Consider the following 15,425-nt stretch of genomic DNA (forward strand, 5'->3'; position numbering starts at 1 on the left):
GTGGTGGCCCTGTGCCCGCCGGGGCCGGCGCCGCCCGCGGTCGCACTGGCCCTGCTGGAGGAGGGCAACACGCCCACGCCACGTGGCGGCACGCTGCGGGGGCGCGCATGCTTCGCGCCCACCGCAGGCTGGGAGCTGGGCGCACCCTGGCTTCCCGCCTGCGGGGACGTGCATGCGGCGGGGCGTGGCGGGGCGGGGCGATCGGGCGGGGGCAGGGTGGGCGTGTGTTGCGGCCTCCGGGGCGGCTGTGGTGCCGTCAGCCCGACGGGGTGACGTCGTACGCCGCCCCGCGGCGGGTTTCGAGCACCGCCACCCCCGGTTCCGGTCGTTCCATCTTGACCGGGCGGCCGTGTTCCGTGACCGTGACCGCCCCGGCCGTGCGGAGGGTGAGGCGGCGGCCGAGGGTGGAGCGGATGCGGGCCCGTCGGAGCGCACCGCCGGCCCACTCCACGTCCAGCTCGAAGCCGCCCCGCGCGAGCAGGCCCCGGTACGACCCGGCGGGCCAGGCGGCCGGCAGGGCGGGGAGGAGGTGCACCTGGTCCCCGTGGCTCTGGAGGAGCATCTCCGTGATCCCCGAGGTGCCGCCGAAGTTGCCGTCGATCTGGAACGGCGGGTGCAGGTCGAACATGTTCGGCGCCGTACGGGCGGGCACCAGCAGGTTCCCCAGCCGCTTGTACGCCTCCGCCGCGTCCAGCAGCCGCGCCCAGAAGTTGATCTTCCAGGCCAGCGACCACCCCGCCCCCGCCTCCCCCCGGAGCTCCAAGGTGCGACGCGCGGCGGCGGCGAGGGACGGGGACAGGCGGGGGTCGATCTGGTGCCCCGGGAACAGCCCCCACAGGTGCGAGATGTGCCGGCTGCGCGACAGGGCGGCGTCGCCCCGGTAGTCCTCCTGCCACTCCTGGATCTGCCCGAGGTGCCCCACCTGGTTGGGCACGAACCGCCCCCGCGCCTCCTTGACCCGGGCCCGCATGTCGGCCTCGACCCCGAGCACCTCCGACGCCTCCTCGAAGGCCCCGAACAGGTCCCGCAGGATCTGCATGTCCATGGTCGGGCCCGCGCAGATGCTGACGTTCTCGCCGCCGTCCTCGTGGTGGCCGACCTCGGGCGAGTGCGACGGGTTGGTCACCAGGTATCCGGTCCTGGGGTCGGTCTGCAGCGTGTCCAGGAAGAACTCCACCGAGCCCTTGATCAGCGGGAGGTGCTCGCGCAGCCGCCGCTCGTCACCGGTGTAGAGGTAGTGCTCCCACAACGTCAGGCAGAGCCACGCGCCGCCGGTCGGCCACACGCCGTAGAAGGCGAAGTCCACGGGCGCCGTCCCGCGCCAGCCGTCGGTGTTGTGGTGCGCCACCCAGCCCTTGGCCCCGTACTGCGTGCGCGCGGTCTGCGCGCCCGTCTCCGCCAGGTCCTTGATCAGGTCGAACAGCGGGTCCATGCACTCGATGAGGTTGCCGGGCGCGGCCGGCCAGTAGTTCATCTCGCAGTTGATGTTGATGGTGTACTTCGACTCCCACGCGGGCGTGAGCGAGTCGTTCCAGATTCCCTGCAGGTTGGCGGCGTACCCGGGGGAGCGGGAGGAGGAGATGAGCAGGTAGCGGCCGTACTGGAAGTACAGGGCGGCGAGCTGCGGGTCGGTGTCGAGCTGCTTGCGGGCGATGCGCTCGTCGGTCGGCAGCGCGACCGCCTCCGAGGTGCCCAGGTTGATCTCGACCCGCCCGAACAGCTCCTGGTAGTCGCGTACGTGCCTGCGCCGCAGCACCTCGTACGGCTGCCCGCCGGCCCGCACCAGATGCCGCCCGGCCACCTCCTCCGGGTCGCCGCCGACGTCCTTGAAGCTGCGGTAGCTGGAGCCCATGGAGATCAGCAGCGTGACCTCGTCCGCGCCCGCCACGTCCAGCGTGCCCCCGTCGGAGGTGACCGTGCCGCCCTTCGCCTCGGCCCTGGCCAGCGCGCGGAAGCGGACCTCGCCCTTCAGGCCCTGGGTGTCGCCGCTGATCCCGTCGATCGCGATCGTGGCGCGGCCGGGGGACGACGCGGTCGAGGTCTGCGGGCTGGAGAAGGCCGCCCGGAACGTCACCGAGCCGGGCTTGTCGGCCGTGTGCCGGACGACGATGACCTGGTCGGGGTTGCTGGCGAAGACCTCGCGGGTGTGCCGCACGCCGTCACGGACGAACGTCACGGTGGTGACGGCCCTGGTGAGGTCGAGCTCGCGGCGGTAGTCGGTGAACTCGGCCGGCCCGGGGAAGGTCAGCGTGAGGTCGCCCAGCACCTGGTACGGCGCCTGCTCGCTGGGCCTGCCCAGGAACTTCTGGTCGGCCAGGTTCTGCGCCGCCTGCCACTTGTCCTCCCACACCCACTGCCTGATCTGCGGGAGGGCGGTCAGCGCCTCGGGGTTGTCGTAGGTGTGCGGCCCGCCGGCCCAGATGCTGTCCTCGTTGAGCTGCAGCCGCTCGCTCTCCACGCCGCCGAACACCATCGCGCCGAGCCGCCCGCAGCCGACCGGCAGGGCCTCCAGCCACTGCGCGGCCGGGCGGGTGTACCAGAGGGTGAGCGGGTTGCCCTGCGTGCCCGCCCTGGCCGGGCCGGCGGCGACGCCGCTCACCAGCAGGGATCCGGCCGCCGCGCTTAACCCGGTGGTGAGTACGCCTCGCCGTGTGTAGCCGTCGTTGGTCACGGTTGCTCCTGTTCCTGGGGGAAAACATGGGATGTCTGCTAGCTTGCGTGCTGTGAGTCGCATCGATGCCCACCACCATGTCTGGGACCTGTCCGTCCGCCCGCACGCCTGGCTGGACTCCGCGAAGATGGCGCCCGTACGCCGCACGTTCACGCTCGACGACCTGGCCGGCCCGGCCGCCGCCGCGGGCGTGGACGCGACCGTGCTGGTGCAGGTGCTGCCCGACCTCGACGAGACCCGGGAGTTCCTGGCCCTGGCGGCCGGGTCGGAGCTGGTCGCCGGAGTGGTCGGATGGATCGACCTGACCGCGGCCGACACCGCCGGCACGCTGGCCGCCCTGCCGCCGGGGCTGGTCGGCGTGCGCCACGGGGTGCAGTCCGAGCCCGACCCCGCCTGGCTCAACCGGCCCGACGTGCGCCGCGGGCTGGCCGCCGTGGCCGCCGCCGGGCTCGCGTACGACCTGCTCACCCTGCCGGACCAGCTCCCGGCCGCCATCGACACGGTGACCGCCCTGCCCGAGCTGACGTTCGTGCTCGACCACCTGTCCAAGCCGCCGATCGCGGCCGGCGAGCTGGAGCCGTGGCGCGGCCGGATCCGCGAGCTGGCCGCCCGGCCGAACGTCTACTGCAAGCTGTCCGGCATGGTCACCGAGGCCGACTGGGAGGGCTGGCAGGTGGCGGACCTGCGGCCGTTCGCGGAGGTGGTGCTGGAGGAGTTCGGTCCCGATCGGGTGATGTTCGGCTCCGACTGGCCCGTCTGCCTGCTCGCGGCCGGGTACGAGCGGGTCGCCGGGGCCGCGGACGAGCTGTGCGCCGGGCTGTCGGAGAGCGAGCGGGCCGACGTCTTCGCCGGGACGGCGCAGCGGGCGTATCGGCTCCAGAGCCGGCTCTAGGACGCGGACTCGACACGGAACGTCGTGTGGTACGTGCGTGACTCCTGCGCTCCGAGCCAGATCATGCTGCCGTCCTGCCGGGCCGCCGCGTCGCCCGACACGTGGTGCGTGGACGGCTCCAGCCCGACCGCGTAGTTGCCGGAGCGCAGGTTCAGCCACTGGAAGAAGTACGGGAACTCGGAGGCTCGCCACTCCACCGCCACCCGCATGCCCAGCCGCTCGTTGACCACGGCCACGCGGTGCAGCCCGTCGGGCCGGGGGACGAGCGCGTGCTCGTACACCTGCTCCACGAACCCCGGCACCGGCCCGGGGAAGGTGACGTGGTCGGCCTTCTGCTCGGCCACGCTGTCGCTCTGCCAGAGCGTCTCGCGGATGTCGGCCTCCAACCGGGTGCCCTCGTCGAGCAGCGGCCAGCCCAGGTTGATGTGGTACAGGTACATGTGCGGCGCCGGCTCGAACCCGGCGTTGGTGACCGTGTCCACCAGCCGGATCTCGTCGCCGCCGAGGTCGGCCTCGATCCGGCGGACCAGGCGCAGGTTCTCGGCGAACACCGCGGCCTGGCGTACCTCGCCCTCGGCCCAGAGCACGCAGCGCTCGCCGTCCCACCGCTCGCCGTAGCCGCTCAGCCGGGCGGGCAGGTTGCCGGCGCGGCCGTGCAGCCCGTGACGTACGGTCTCGCGCGGCGGGTACCGGTAGCCGTCGGCGGGCACCTCGCCGCCGAACAGCGTGTGGTCCAGCCCCGCCGTGACGATCAGCCCGGAGAACGAGCGCAGCCACGACAGCCCGTCCTCGTCGCCGTTCTCGTGCAGCCCCGGGTGCCGGAAGCCGGTGGGGGAGCGCCAGCCGAACGACCGCCCGGCGTGCTCGGCGTGCCCGATGTCCATGCATCTGTCCACCAGCACGTCGAAGGCCAGCCCGGTGCCGGTCCTGAACTCCAGCGTCCTGATCCCGCGCTCGACCCCGTCGCCCAGCGTCACCAGCCGGACGCCGCCGGCCGCGCTCAGGTCGCCCGTCAGCTCGGCCAGCCGCCTGCGGTTCGGCCTCATGCCATCACCCACCCTCCGTTGACTTCGATGCTCTGCCCGGTGACGAACGAGGCGTCCGGCCCGGTCAGGAACGACACCACGGCCGCCAGCTCCTCCGGCGTGCCGCGCCGCTGGAGCGACTGCCGCTCCAGGACCATCCGGTTGTACGCCTCGGGGTCCTCGTGGATCTCCTCGGCCGCCGTCGGGAAGGCGCCGGGGGAGACGCAGTTGACCCGGATCTCGCGCGGGCCCAGCTCCCGGGCCAGCGCCCTGGTGAGGGCGGCCGCCGCGCCCTTCGTGGACACGTACGCGGCCAGGTCCGACCAGCCGCCGTGCATGGTGATCGAGGCGATGTTGACGATGGCGCCGCCGCCCAGCCCGGTCATGTGCCGGGCCGCGTGCTGGGCGCACAGCCAGTAGGCGCGCTGGTTGACCGCCACGACGTCGTCGTACTCGGCCGGCGGCACCTCCAGGAACGGCCGGGCCGGGTAGACGGCCGCGTTGTTGACCAGGATGCCGACGTCGCCGAGCCGCGCGGCCGTCTCGGCGAACGCGGCCTCGATCGCCGCCGGGTCGCGCAGGTCGGTCTTGAGGTTGAGCGTGCCTTCGAGGCCGCCCGCGTCCACGTCGAGCGCGGCGACCTGGTGGCCGTCGGCGGTCAGGCGGCGGACGATCGCGCGGCCGAGCGCTCCGGCGGCGCCGGTGACGAGGGCCGTGGTCATGTGTTCCTCCATTCCTCGTGCAGATCCGTGAGCAGGTCGCGGGCGGGCTTCTTCGCGAGCAGCCCGTCGCGGATCAGCGCCGACGACCGCTCCTGCAGGGCGATGTAGCCGGGGAAGCGCGGCCTGATCCAGGCGGCGTCCATGGTGGCCCGGGTGGCACGGTAGAAGCCGCCGCTCGCCCAGGCCGCGGCCGAGGCGGGCTGCCCGCCGGTGGCCGGGAACAGCCCGGTCTGCACCGGGTCCGACACCAGGCGGAGCAGGTGGGCGCGGACGGCCTCGCGGATCTCCCCGGCCCGCCGCCGCGAGACCGCCAGTCCCGTGCCGCCGAGCACGCTCCCCGGCGCCTGCCCGGGCCAGGCGGGCGCGTCGGAGAAGGCCAGCGGGTAGCCGGCGTAGCCGTAGAGCAGGGGGCAGCAGTCCACGGCCCCCGCCGCCATCGCGTCCAGCACGCCGATCGGGTTGAGCAGCGACACTTCCCGGTCGGACGACGCGAGCAGCTCCGACATCAGCTCCAGAGCCCGCTCGCCCGCCTGCCGGTCGAGGAAGTCGCCCGAGCACAGCGCGCAGAACATCAGGAACGCGTGCGGCCCGCCCAGGCACAACGCCATCCGCGTCCCGCGGGCCGGCTCCGCCACCTCCGGCCACGTCCCCGGCACGGTCACGCCGTGCCGGGCCGCGGCCACCTGGGTGGCGGCGTCGAGGGGCAGCGCCCACTGGCGGCCGTCCAGGTGGTAACTCTCGTAGGAGCGGCCCGCGAACCGCAGCCCGGCCAGCTCCTCCGGCGCGAACAGCTCCTCCATCGGCACCAGCGCGTCCACCGCCGCGCCCAGCCCCGGATGGTCGATCACCAGCACGTCGTACGTCTCGCACAGCTTCGCGATCGGCTCCGACTCGAACCCTTCGAGCGGCTGGCGGTCCCACTCGATCGGCTCCGGGACCGGCCCGTACGGGTTGTCCCCGGCCAGGTCGAGCCGCGTCAGCTCGTCCAGCGGGGCGTAGCCGCGCGGGTGGTCCCAGGTCAGTCCTCGCATGCCAGCACGCCCTCCGCCACCAGCTCGGCCGTGCGCTCCCCGGAGTAGCCGAGCTCCGCCAGCAGCTCCCTGGTGTGCTCGCCCACGAGCGGGGCGCCCCTGCGCACCTGGGGCGGGGAGGCGCTGAGGCCGTACGGGAAGCCGGGCGTGGTGACCGTGCCCTCGGTGGGGTGCTCGTAGGTGACGAACGAGCCGTTGTGCTTGACCTGGGGGTCGTTCACCAGGTCGGCGTAGCCGTACACGGGGCCGGCCCACAGGTCGTGGCGGGCGCAGATCTCCAGCCACTCGGCCGTCGTGCGCTCGGGCAGGCGGCCGGCCACGAGCGCGGTGATCTCGTCGCGCCGCGTGTGGCCGTCGGCGTCCCCGTCCATCGCGGCCAGTTCGGGCAGGTCCAGCGCCACGGCCAGGTCGTCCAGCCGCGGCATGCCGAGCGCGATGAAGCCGTCCTTGGTGGCGAACACGCCGTAGGGGGCGCGGATGTAGGTGTGGCCGTGCGGCTCGCGCCCGCGCCGCTGCGGCACCCCGCCGACGGTGTAGATCGACAGTTCCTGCATCTGCACGGCGACGGCCGCGTCCAGCATGTTGACGCTCACCCGCTGGCCCTCGCCGGTGCGCTCGCGGTGCAGCAGCGCGGCCAGCGCGCCCTCGAACGCGCTGTAGGCGGTGATGGCGTCGATCGCGTACGAGCCGGCGGGCGCGGGCGGGTCGCCCTCGCGGCCCGTGCTCAGCATCGCGCCGCTCATGGCCTGCAGCAGCAGGTCCTGGCCGGGGCGCGAGATGTACGGGCCGGTCTCGCCGTAGCCGGACATGGAGACGTACACGATGGACGGGTTGAGCTCGCTGATCGTGCCGTAGTCCATGCCGAGCCGCTCGGCCACGCCGGGCCGGTAGTTCTGCAGGAAGACGTCCGCGGTCGCGGCCAGCCGGTGCACGATCTCGCGGCCCTCGTCGGACTTGAGGTTGACGGCGAGGCTGCGCTTGTTGCGGTTGAGCGACAGGAACGAGGCGTTGACCCGGTTGCCGGCGGCGCCGCCCGCGGGGGCGTGCCGCTGCCACTCGCCGGTCACCGGCTCCACCTTGACCACGTCCGCGCCCAGGTCGCCCAGCCGCATGGCGGCCAGCGGGCCGGCCATCGCGATGGACAGGTCGATCACGCGGTAGCCGTCGAGCACGCCCATGTCAGCGCCCCTCGAAGACGGGCTCGCGGCGCTCGGCGAAGGCGGCCCTGCCCTCGGCCGCGTCGGCGGTGGCGAAGCAGACGGTCTGCAGGTCGCGCTCGTACTGGATGGCCTGGTCGATCGGCATCGAGTAGGCCGCCCTGAGGTTGGCCTTGGCGGTCTGGGCGGCGATCGGCGGGCGCTTGGCGATGGTGCCGGCCAGCGTCCTGGCCGCCTTCATGAGCTCGTCCTGCGGATGCACGTCCGTGACCAGCCCCCACGCCTGCGCGCGGGTGGCGTCGACCGGGTCGCCGGTGAGCAGCATGGTGGCCGCGTTGGTCGGCCCGACGGCGTGCGCCAGCAGGGCCGACTGGCCGCTGCCGCCGATCCAGCCCAGCTTGATCTCCGGCGCCGCGAACGTGGCGGTCTCGGCGGCCAGCCGGATGTCGCAGGCCATGGCCAGCTCCAGGCCGCCGCCGTAGGCGTAGCCGTTGACGGCCGCGATGATCGGCTTGCGCAGGGCGCGTACGGCGTCGCCGTAGTCGCCCCGGTTGCGGAACTCCCACGGGGTGGCGTACTCGTCGAGCTCGCGGATGTCGCTGCCGACGCAGAAGGAGCGCTCGCCCGCGCCGGTGAGCACGGCCACCCGGAGGTCCGGGTCGGCGTCCACCCGGGCGAGGCACGCGCGCAGCGCGGCGGCCATGTCGGGGGTGATGGCGTTGAGCTTGGCGGGTCTGTTGAGGGTGACGACGGCGACCGGGCCGTCGACGTCGAGGAGGACGTCCAAGTGGAGCTCTTTTCTCACAGCTGGTGACAGCTTCTAGCAGCAGAGACGTACGTGCTGCTCGGCGTCGGCGCGGGCGACCTCGACCACCGTGCGCATGGCCTCCTCGGCCTTGCGGTGGTGGCGGCGCCTGATCGCCTGGGCCACGCGCTCGTGACCGGGCAGCGTTTCCTTGTTGTGCGCCACCGAGCGGGTGTGCACCTGGCGCACGGACCGCAGGGCGATGCTGATCATTTCGTAGACGTAGAGCAGCAGGTCGTTGTCGGCGGCGGCGAAGACCGCCTGGTGGAAGGCCAGGTCGGCCTCGATGAACGGCTCGGGGTCGTCGGCCGTGGCGTAGAGCGCGGCCAGGGCCTCGTCGATGCGCCGCACGGCCGCCGCGTCCGCCCGCTCGGCCGCCACCCTGGCGGCGCCGGGCTCCAGCGCGACCCGCAGGTCGGCCAGCACCCGGATGTCCCCGGGCCGGGGCTCGGGCTCGAACCGCCAGCTCAGCACGTCGGCGTCGAGCAGGCTCCAGGACTCGCGGGGGCGCACGATCGTGCCCGCGCTCCTCCTGGTCTCCAGCAGGCCCTTGCCGGCCAGGACCTTCACACCCTCCCGCACGGCGGAGCGGCCCACGCCGAGCTCGCCGACCAGCTCCTCCTCGATGGGGATGGCGGTGCCGGGGACGAGCGAGCCGCCGACGATGCGGGCGCCGAGGGCCTGGACGACCTGGACGTGCCGGGCCGAGTCCCGCTGAGGATCAGTTGCCACGGCTCCGCACGCTATCCCGGGCGCGCCGGTTTTCATAGCCTTTCATCGGATGAAGCTAAATTTTCATCTGATGAAGCGACTGGAGGGTTAACATCGCGGCGACTTGGTAGTACCTTTCGGTCAAGTGGTACGACCAATCTGCCTGGAGTGCTCGCCATGGCCGCAGACCCCGTCTCCGATGCGCTGTCCGATGCGCTGTCCGGCCTGATCCGCGAGCTCGGCGAGGGCGCCCGGCTGCCGCCCGAGCGGGAGCTGGCCGAGCGGCTCGGCGTCAGCCGGACCGCCCTGCGCGACCGCCTGCGGCTGCTCGAGGGCTTCGGCGTGCTGAGCCGGCGCCAGGGCTCGGGCACCTACGTGCAGCGCCTGGCCCCGCATGGCCTGGAGTTCGCCCTCGACCTGGCCCTGTCGGCCAGCCACCTCAGCATCGAGTCCCTGCACTCGGTCCGCGTGGCACTCGAGCGGCAGGCCGCCAGGGAGGCGGCGCGCAAGGGGGACCCGGTCGCCATCGCCCACGTCGGCAAGGCCCTGGCCGACATGGAGGCCGCCGCCACCGCCGACGACATCGACCGCGCCGACTTCGCCTTCCACCAGGCGCTGCTGCACGCCACCGGCAACGCCGCGCTGACGTTCTTCGCCGACGCGATGACCGGCGTGCTCTTCCGAGCCGTGCGTCAGCGCCGTGACCGGCTCAAGAACCACCCGCGCGACAAGGAGGTGTCGGTGGCCGCCCACCGGCCCCTCTACGAAGCGCTGCTGGCCAGGGACGAGGACGCCGCCGGGCGGGCCAGCGACGACCACTTCCGGGCCTGGCACGACCTGTTCACCGAACCTCGGATGGAGCGGCCATGACGACAACCCTGGGACTCATCCACACCTCGGCGACGCTGGTGCCGGTGTTCGCCGAGCTGTGCGCGAAGCACCTGCCGGACGTCGAGACGTTCAACATCGTCGACGACAGCCTGATCAGGAACACCGTCGCCGCCGGCCGGCTCACGCCTCAGACGGCGCGCCGGGTCGCCGGGCACATCGGCTCGGCCGAGGCCGCCGGGGCCGACCACATCCTGGTCACCTGCTCCTCGATCGGCGCGGCCGTCGAGGCGGCCGAGCCGCTGACCGGCGTGCCGGTGACCCGGGTGGACCGGCCGATGGCCGACCGGGCGGTGGCGCTCGGCCGCCGGATCGGCGTGCTCGCGACCCTGTCCACCACCCTCGACCCCACCGCCGACCTGGTACGCCGGCGCGCCGCGGCGGCCGGGGCCGAGATCGCGCTGACCGCGCGGGTGTGCGAGGGCGCGTTCGAGGCCCTGATGAGCGGCGACGCCGCCACCCACGACGCGCGCGTGGCCGCCGCGCTGGCCGAGCTGGGCGCGCAGGTGGACGTGATCGTGCTGGCCCAGGCGTCGATGGCCCGGGTGGCCGGGACGGTCGAGGAGCGCGTGCCGGTCCTCGCCAGCCCACTGCTGGCCATGGAGCACCTGGAACGGGAGCTCCGTGCGCGACCTGGGGCGGCCCATGCGTGAGCTGACCGTGGCCACGTACCGGGTGGTCACCCGCCTCCCGCTGGAGCAGGCGGTGAGCGCGATCGCGGGCGAGCAGAGCACCGGCACGTTCGTCAGCGTCGCCGGGGAGACCGCCGAGCTGCGCGCCCGCCACAGCGCGGTGGTGCTGGACATGACGGAGATCCCCGCCCCGGCCGCCGAGCCGCTGCCGGGCTCGCGCGGAGCCGGGCCGGCCCGCGCCGCCCTCGTGCGGATCGGGTTCCCCCTGGACAACACCGGGCCCTCGCTGACGAACCTGTTCCCCGTGGTCGCGGGCAACCTGTACGAGTTACGCGAGCTGGCCGGGCTCAAGCTGGTCGACCTGGAGCTGCCCGCCGCGTTCGGGGCGGCGTACCTGCCGGCCGGGTTCGCCGTGACGGGCACCCGGCGGCTGACCGGGCGGCCCGAGGGCGTGCTGATCGGCACCATCGTCAAGCCCAATGTCGGCCTGCGCCCCTCCGACTACGTGGACCTCGTGCTGGAGCTGGGGCTGGCGGGGGCCGACTTCATCAAGGACGACGAGGTGAACGCCGACTGCCCGCCCGCGCCGCTGGCGCAGCGGATCAGGGCCGTGACCGGGGCGCTCGACGAGGTGGAGCGGCGGACGGGGCGGCGGCCCATGTACGCCTTCAACATCAGCGACGAGCCCGACCGGATGCTGCGCAACCACGACTTGGTGGTGGCCGCCGGCGGGACCTGCGTGATGGTCAACCTGAACGTCGTCGGCTTCCCGGCCGTCGCCATGCTGCGGCGGCACGCCAGGGTGCCGATCCACGCGCACGTCACCGGCATCGGGGCGCTGGCCCGGCATCCGGGGCTGGGGATCGGGCACGTGGCGTACCAGAAGCTGGCCCGGCTGACCGGCATCGACCACCTGCACTGCGGCGGGTTCCACAGCAAGTTCTACGTCACGGACGACGACGTGGCCGCGATGGTCGCGGCGGTCCGCGAGCCGCTGCTCGGGGGCTTTCCCTGCCTGCCGGTGCTGTCGTCGGCGCAGTGGGCGGGGACGGCGCCGGTCACGCTGGAGCGCACCGGGACCACCGACCTGCTGGTGCTGGCGGGCGGGGGCGTGCTCGGGCACCCGGACGGGCCCGCCGCCGGGATCACGAGCATCCGCCAGGCGTGGGCGGCGACCGTCGCCGGCGTGCCGCTGCACGAGGTGGACGAGCCGGAGCTGGCCACCGCGCTGCGGCACTTCGGCGGGAGGGTCGCGGCGCGGCCCGGCGGGGCGGTGCGGTCGTGACGCTGGTCGCCTTCGTGGCCGACGACTTCACGGGCGCGACGGACGCGCTGTGGCAGTTCCGGCGGTTCGGTCTCAGCGGGTCGCTCGTCACGGACGTGACCCGCCTGCACGACGCGGACGACGTCATCGGCATCGCCACCACCGCGCGGGCGGCGGCCGACCCGGTGGCGCGGGCGCTGCCGGCGCTCAGGGCCGTGGCCGGACTCCGGCCCCTGGTCGTGCAGTACAAGGTCTGCTCGACCTTCGACTCCGCACCCGGGCACGGCAGCATCGGCGCGGTCGTCGCGGCCCTGCACCGGGAGGGGCTGGCCGGGCGGGCGGTGCCGGTGCTGGCCGCGCAGCCCGAGTTCGGGCGCTACACGTGGTTCGGCAACCACTTCGTACGGGCGGGGGACGAGGTGGTCCGCCTCGACCGGTACCCGCCGGCGCGCGACCACCCGGTCACCCCCGCGACCGAGGCCGACCTCCGGGTCCGGCTGACCGAGCAGGGCGCGGGGCGTACCGGCTGGCTGCCGGCCGGCGCGCCCGAGCCGGCCTACCGGGCCAGGCGCGCGGACGCGGCCTTCGTCGCCGACGCGATGACCGAGGCCCACCTCCGGTCCCTCGGCCGCCTCCTCCTCGCCGACGCCACCACCGGAGGGACGCTCTACTGCGTCGGCTCGGGAGGCCTGAGTTACGCCCTGGCCTCAGCCCTGGCCACCCCCGGCCGGGCACCGGACCCCGCCGCGCCACCGCCGAGCGTGGCGCGCGGTCCCGCTGGGTCACCGCCGGGTGTGGCGCGCGGTCCCGCGGTGCCGGAGCCATCCGGGGCGGCGCGGGGTCCGGTGGGGCCGGTGCTGGTGGTTTCGGGGAGCCGGTCGCCGGTCACCGCTCGTCAGATCGACACCGCCGAGAGTGCCGGGTGGGCGGTGCTGGACGTGGCGGAGGGGCCGGCGGTGATCGCGCGGGCCGGGGAGAGCCTGCGCGAAGGACGGCACACCATCGTGCAGTCGACGCGCGGGCCCGCCCGCGACCCCGCCGGGCTCGGGGAACTGCTCGGCCGGGTGGCCGCCGAGACGGTCCGGGCCGGGCTCGTGCGGCGGCTGGTCGTGGCCGGGGGAGACACCTCGGGGCAGGTGGTGGCCGCACTCGGCGCGTACGCGCTGGACGTGGTGGCCTGCCTGGCGGTGGGCGGTCCCGTGTGCGTCCTGGCCTCGGACGATCCCGCCTGCGACGGGCTTGAAGTGGCGCTCAAGGGCGGTCAGGTGGGCGGGGACGACTTCTTCCTGAGCGCCTCGGGCATGATGGCGCGATGGACTTCCAGCCGATAGAGCGCCCCGGCGAGGCGTTCCAGCAGCCCGTGACCGCCCGCCACCTCCAGGAGATCAGCCGCCGCGTCTTCGGCCGGGACGCCCTTTCCGCCGTCGAGCTGGGCCTCGGCATGTACAACAACACCTACAAGGTCACCGTCGCCGGGCAGGACCGCCCGGTGGTCATGCGGTTCGCGCCGGAGCCGGCCCGCCAGTTCGCCTCGGAGCGGCAGCTCATGCGCAACGAGTACGCCACCGTGCCGTACCTCTCGTTGATCGCCCCGCTCATGCCGCGCATCGTGGCGGCCGACTGGTCGCACGACCTGATCGGCCGCGACTACCTGGTCCAGACGCTCCTCGACGGGGTCCCCGCCCCGGAGCGCCTGCCCGGCTACCCGCGCCCGCTCTGGACGGGCTTCTACCGCCGCCTGGGGGAGATCGCCCGATCCGTGCACGACGTACGGGGCCCCCGGTTCGGCCCGGTCGCCGACCCCCGGTACGACACCTGGAGCCAGGCCGTCACGGGCTCCCTGACCGAGATCGCGGCCGACCTGGAGAACGCCGGCCTCGACGGCGCCGACCTGCGCAAGGCCGCCGACCTGGCGGCCGACCGGCACGACGTGCTGGACGAGATCACCGAGCCCCGCCTGCTCACCGGCGACCTGTGGACGGTCAACGTCATGATCGCCGCCGAGGCCCCGGAGCCCACGGTCACCGGGGTGCTCGACCTGGACCGCACCTGGTGGGGCGACCCCGCCGCCGACTGGACCATCCGGATGGCCGCGGCCAGGCAGGACGAGCGCCTGGCGTTCTGGGAGGCGTACGGCGAGCCGGACCGCGCGCCGGCGGCGGTGTGGCGCTCGTCGATCTACGAGATCCGCCATCTCGGCGCCGTCCGGCTGGAGCGGCACCGCCACGGACACGCCGATCGGGTCAGGGAGTCCTATGACGCCGTGGCCGCCGTGCTCGCCGAGATCGATTGACGCTCACACTCACGCGTCAACGAATATGATGTGGATCACCCGTGCCGGTCGTCAATTTATGTCCGGATTCTGTGACACAGGTGCTTCTGAGGGTGGCGTTCGCGGCCATGTGGTAGGGGGAGTTTCCGCAGGTCGAGGCCGGATTCGCAGGGGGCCGACAGGGGTCGGCGATCTTTTGTGAGTGACCTGACTGTTATATTCCTCAGTTTCTGACTGTTATATCTTTGCTTATATTCTGCGCGTTGATCGCCATCCCGCCGACAAGTGAATTTCACGAGGCGGGATGGGTTTTCGTTGAGGGGGCGCTTCTCTCCATCCGGAAGCTCGCGCCCTCGGTCAGCGCGAACGGAGAGTAATGGGCAAGTACCTGCTCCGCAGGTTGGCAATAAACGTGATCTTGGTCGCCATAGCGGCCAGTCTGGCGTACATGCTCGCGGCCACCACCATGAACCCGCGAGCCGCGTACGAGGGCCGCCAGCCCCCGGTCGCCGAGTCCGTCATCGACGCCACACTCGATGCCTACAACCTGAACGACAAGACCCCCGTGCTGGTTCGCTACGGGACCTGGGCGAAGGGCGTCGTCACCGGAGACTTCGGCAGGACCTGGAACGGCGGCTCGGTCAACGGCGAGATGGGCCGTCGGATCATGGTCAGCCTCCGGCTCCTGCTCATCGGCACGATCGTGGGCTTCGCCCTGGGCGTGGCGCTGGGCGCGATCTCCGCGGTCAAGCAGTACAAGCTCAGTGACCGGTTAATAGGTGTCAGCTCCTTCGTGGTCATGGCGATCCCCGTGTTCGTGCTGGCGACGCTGCTGGCGATCGCCACGTACAACCTGAACAGAGGGCTCGGGTTCACGCTGATCGAGTACACCGGCGAGTACAACCCGCGCCTGTCCGGCTGGGACCAGTTCGTCAACCGGCTGAACCACCTGATCCTCCCGACGATCTCGCTCAGCCTCGGCTCGATCGCCTTCTACAGCCGGATCCAGCGCAACATGATGCTCGACGTGCTCGGCCAGGACTTCGTCCGCACGGCCATGGCCAAGGGCCTGCGCCGCAGGACGGCGCTGACGAAGCACGCGCTCCGCACCGCGCTGATCCCCTCGGCCACGTACTTCGCCTTCGCGTTCGGGACGATGTTCACCGGAGCGACCTTCACCGAGAAGATCTTCGCTTGGCACGGCATGGGCGCCTGGCTGGTCGACTCGATCAACCAGAACGACGTCAACTCCGTCGCCGCGGTCACCTTCTTCGCGGCCGTGTGCATCCTGGCCGCCGCCTTCCTCTCGGACCTCCTGGTCGCGGCCCTCGATCCTCGGGTGCGGGTGAGCTGAC

At 73.0% G+C, this 15,425-nt stretch carries 15 protein-coding genes; 8 read left to right on the forward strand and 7 right to left on the reverse strand.

Translation table 11 applies throughout. From position 1 onward, the window contains the following. Positions 1-273 (forward strand): hypothetical protein (locus tag AB0J69_RS55495; RefSeq protein WP_364136233.1); only part of this gene is annotated, 273 nt, incomplete at its 5' end. Here AB0J69_RS55495 and AB0J69_RS55500 read toward each other — a convergent pair. Then, on the reverse strand, positions 257-2,671 hold the full coding sequence (locus tag AB0J69_RS55500) for a glycoside hydrolase family 95 protein (RefSeq protein WP_364136235.1): 2,415 nt from the start codon (positions 2,669-2,671) through the stop codon (positions 257-259). The genes AB0J69_RS55495 and AB0J69_RS55500 overlap by 17 nt on opposite strands. Positions 2,672-2,723: 52 nt before the next feature. On the opposite strand from AB0J69_RS55500, the gene AB0J69_RS55505 reads away from it, so the two are divergent. Beyond that, complete coding sequence (locus AB0J69_RS55505) at positions 2,724-3,563, forward strand: amidohydrolase family protein (RefSeq protein WP_364136237.1); 840 nt, start codon at positions 2,724-2,726, stop codon at positions 3,561-3,563. On the opposite strand, the gene AB0J69_RS55510 is transcribed toward AB0J69_RS55505, so the two are convergent. Genes AB0J69_RS55510 through AB0J69_RS55535 form a run of 6 tightly spaced genes read right to left on the reverse strand, consistent with a single transcriptional unit; the run spans position 3,560 to position 9,035 of the window. Further along, positions 3,560-4,609 carry an aldose 1-epimerase family protein gene (locus AB0J69_RS55510; protein ID WP_364136239.1) on the reverse strand — a complete coding sequence of 350 codons (1,050 nt, stop codon included), beginning with the start codon at positions 4,607-4,609 and terminating at the stop codon, positions 3,560-3,562. The genes AB0J69_RS55505 and AB0J69_RS55510 overlap by 4 nt on opposite strands. After that, the gene (locus tag AB0J69_RS55515) at positions 4,606-5,310 is read right to left on the reverse strand and encodes an SDR family oxidoreductase (protein ID WP_364136241.1); all 705 of its coding nucleotides are present in this window, start codon (positions 5,308-5,310) and stop codon (positions 4,606-4,608) included. The genes AB0J69_RS55510 and AB0J69_RS55515 overlap by 4 nt, the downstream gene beginning before the upstream one ends. Further along, positions 5,307-6,341 carry a hypothetical protein gene (locus AB0J69_RS55520; RefSeq protein ID WP_364136243.1) on the reverse strand — a complete coding sequence of 345 codons (1,035 nt, stop codon included), beginning with the start codon at positions 6,339-6,341 and terminating at the stop codon, positions 5,307-5,309. The genes AB0J69_RS55515 and AB0J69_RS55520 overlap by 4 nt, the downstream gene beginning before the upstream one ends. Then, positions 6,329-7,519, reverse strand: a complete 1,191-nt coding sequence (locus AB0J69_RS55525) for a CoA transferase (RefSeq protein ID WP_364136245.1) — start codon at positions 7,517-7,519, stop codon at positions 6,329-6,331. The genes AB0J69_RS55520 and AB0J69_RS55525 overlap by 13 nt, the downstream gene beginning before the upstream one ends. Position 7,520: 1 nt before the next feature. Next, the gene (locus tag AB0J69_RS55530; RefSeq protein ID WP_364136247.1) at positions 7,521-8,285 is read right to left on the reverse strand and encodes an enoyl-CoA hydratase-related protein; all 765 of its coding nucleotides are present in this window, start codon (positions 8,283-8,285) and stop codon (positions 7,521-7,523) included. Between the two features lie 33 nt (positions 8,286-8,318). Continuing rightward, positions 8,319-9,035: a FadR/GntR family transcriptional regulator gene (locus AB0J69_RS55535; protein ID WP_364136249.1), complete on the reverse strand. Its 717-nt coding sequence runs from the start codon at positions 9,033-9,035 to the stop codon at positions 8,319-8,321. Positions 9,036-9,191: 156 nt separating this feature from the next. Here AB0J69_RS55535 and AB0J69_RS55540 point away from each other — a divergent pair, with 156 nt between their 5' ends. The 6 genes from AB0J69_RS55540 (at position 9,192) to AB0J69_RS55565 (ending at position 15,424) form a co-directional block, all read left to right on the forward strand. Continuing rightward, the gene (locus tag AB0J69_RS55540; protein WP_364136251.1) at positions 9,192-9,884 is read left to right on the forward strand and encodes an FCD domain-containing protein; all 693 of its coding nucleotides are present in this window, start codon (positions 9,192-9,194) and stop codon (positions 9,882-9,884) included. Further along, on the forward strand, positions 9,881-10,555 hold the full coding sequence (locus tag AB0J69_RS55545; RefSeq protein ID WP_364136253.1) for an aspartate/glutamate racemase family protein: 675 nt from the start codon (positions 9,881-9,883) through the stop codon (positions 10,553-10,555). Before AB0J69_RS55540 ends, AB0J69_RS55545 begins: the two co-directional genes overlap by 4 nt. After that, the gene (locus AB0J69_RS55550) at positions 10,548-11,819 is read left to right on the forward strand and encodes a RuBisCO large subunit C-terminal-like domain-containing protein (protein ID WP_364136255.1); all 1,272 of its coding nucleotides are present in this window, start codon (positions 10,548-10,550) and stop codon (positions 11,817-11,819) included. Before AB0J69_RS55545 ends, AB0J69_RS55550 begins: the two co-directional genes overlap by 8 nt. After that, complete coding sequence (locus AB0J69_RS55555) at positions 11,816-13,129, forward strand: four-carbon acid sugar kinase family protein (protein ID WP_364136257.1); 1,314 nt, start codon at positions 11,816-11,818, stop codon at positions 13,127-13,129. Before AB0J69_RS55550 ends, AB0J69_RS55555 begins: the two co-directional genes overlap by 4 nt. Beyond that, complete coding sequence (locus tag AB0J69_RS55560; protein WP_364136259.1) at positions 13,111-14,091, forward strand: aminoglycoside phosphotransferase family protein; 981 nt, start codon at positions 13,111-13,113, stop codon at positions 14,089-14,091. The genes AB0J69_RS55555 and AB0J69_RS55560 overlap by 19 nt, the downstream gene beginning before the upstream one ends. Before the next feature lie 355 nt (positions 14,092-14,446). Continuing rightward, the gene (locus AB0J69_RS55565; RefSeq protein ID WP_364136261.1) at positions 14,447-15,424 is read left to right on the forward strand and encodes an ABC transporter permease; all 978 of its coding nucleotides are present in this window, start codon (positions 14,447-14,449) and stop codon (positions 15,422-15,424) included. Position 15,425 lies beyond the last annotated feature (1 nt).

It is taken from the genome of Nonomuraea sp. NPDC049709 (genome assembly GCF_040674815.1).
In the GTDB taxonomy this organism is placed as follows: Bacteria; Actinomycetota; Actinomycetes; order Streptosporangiales; family Streptosporangiaceae; genus Nonomuraea.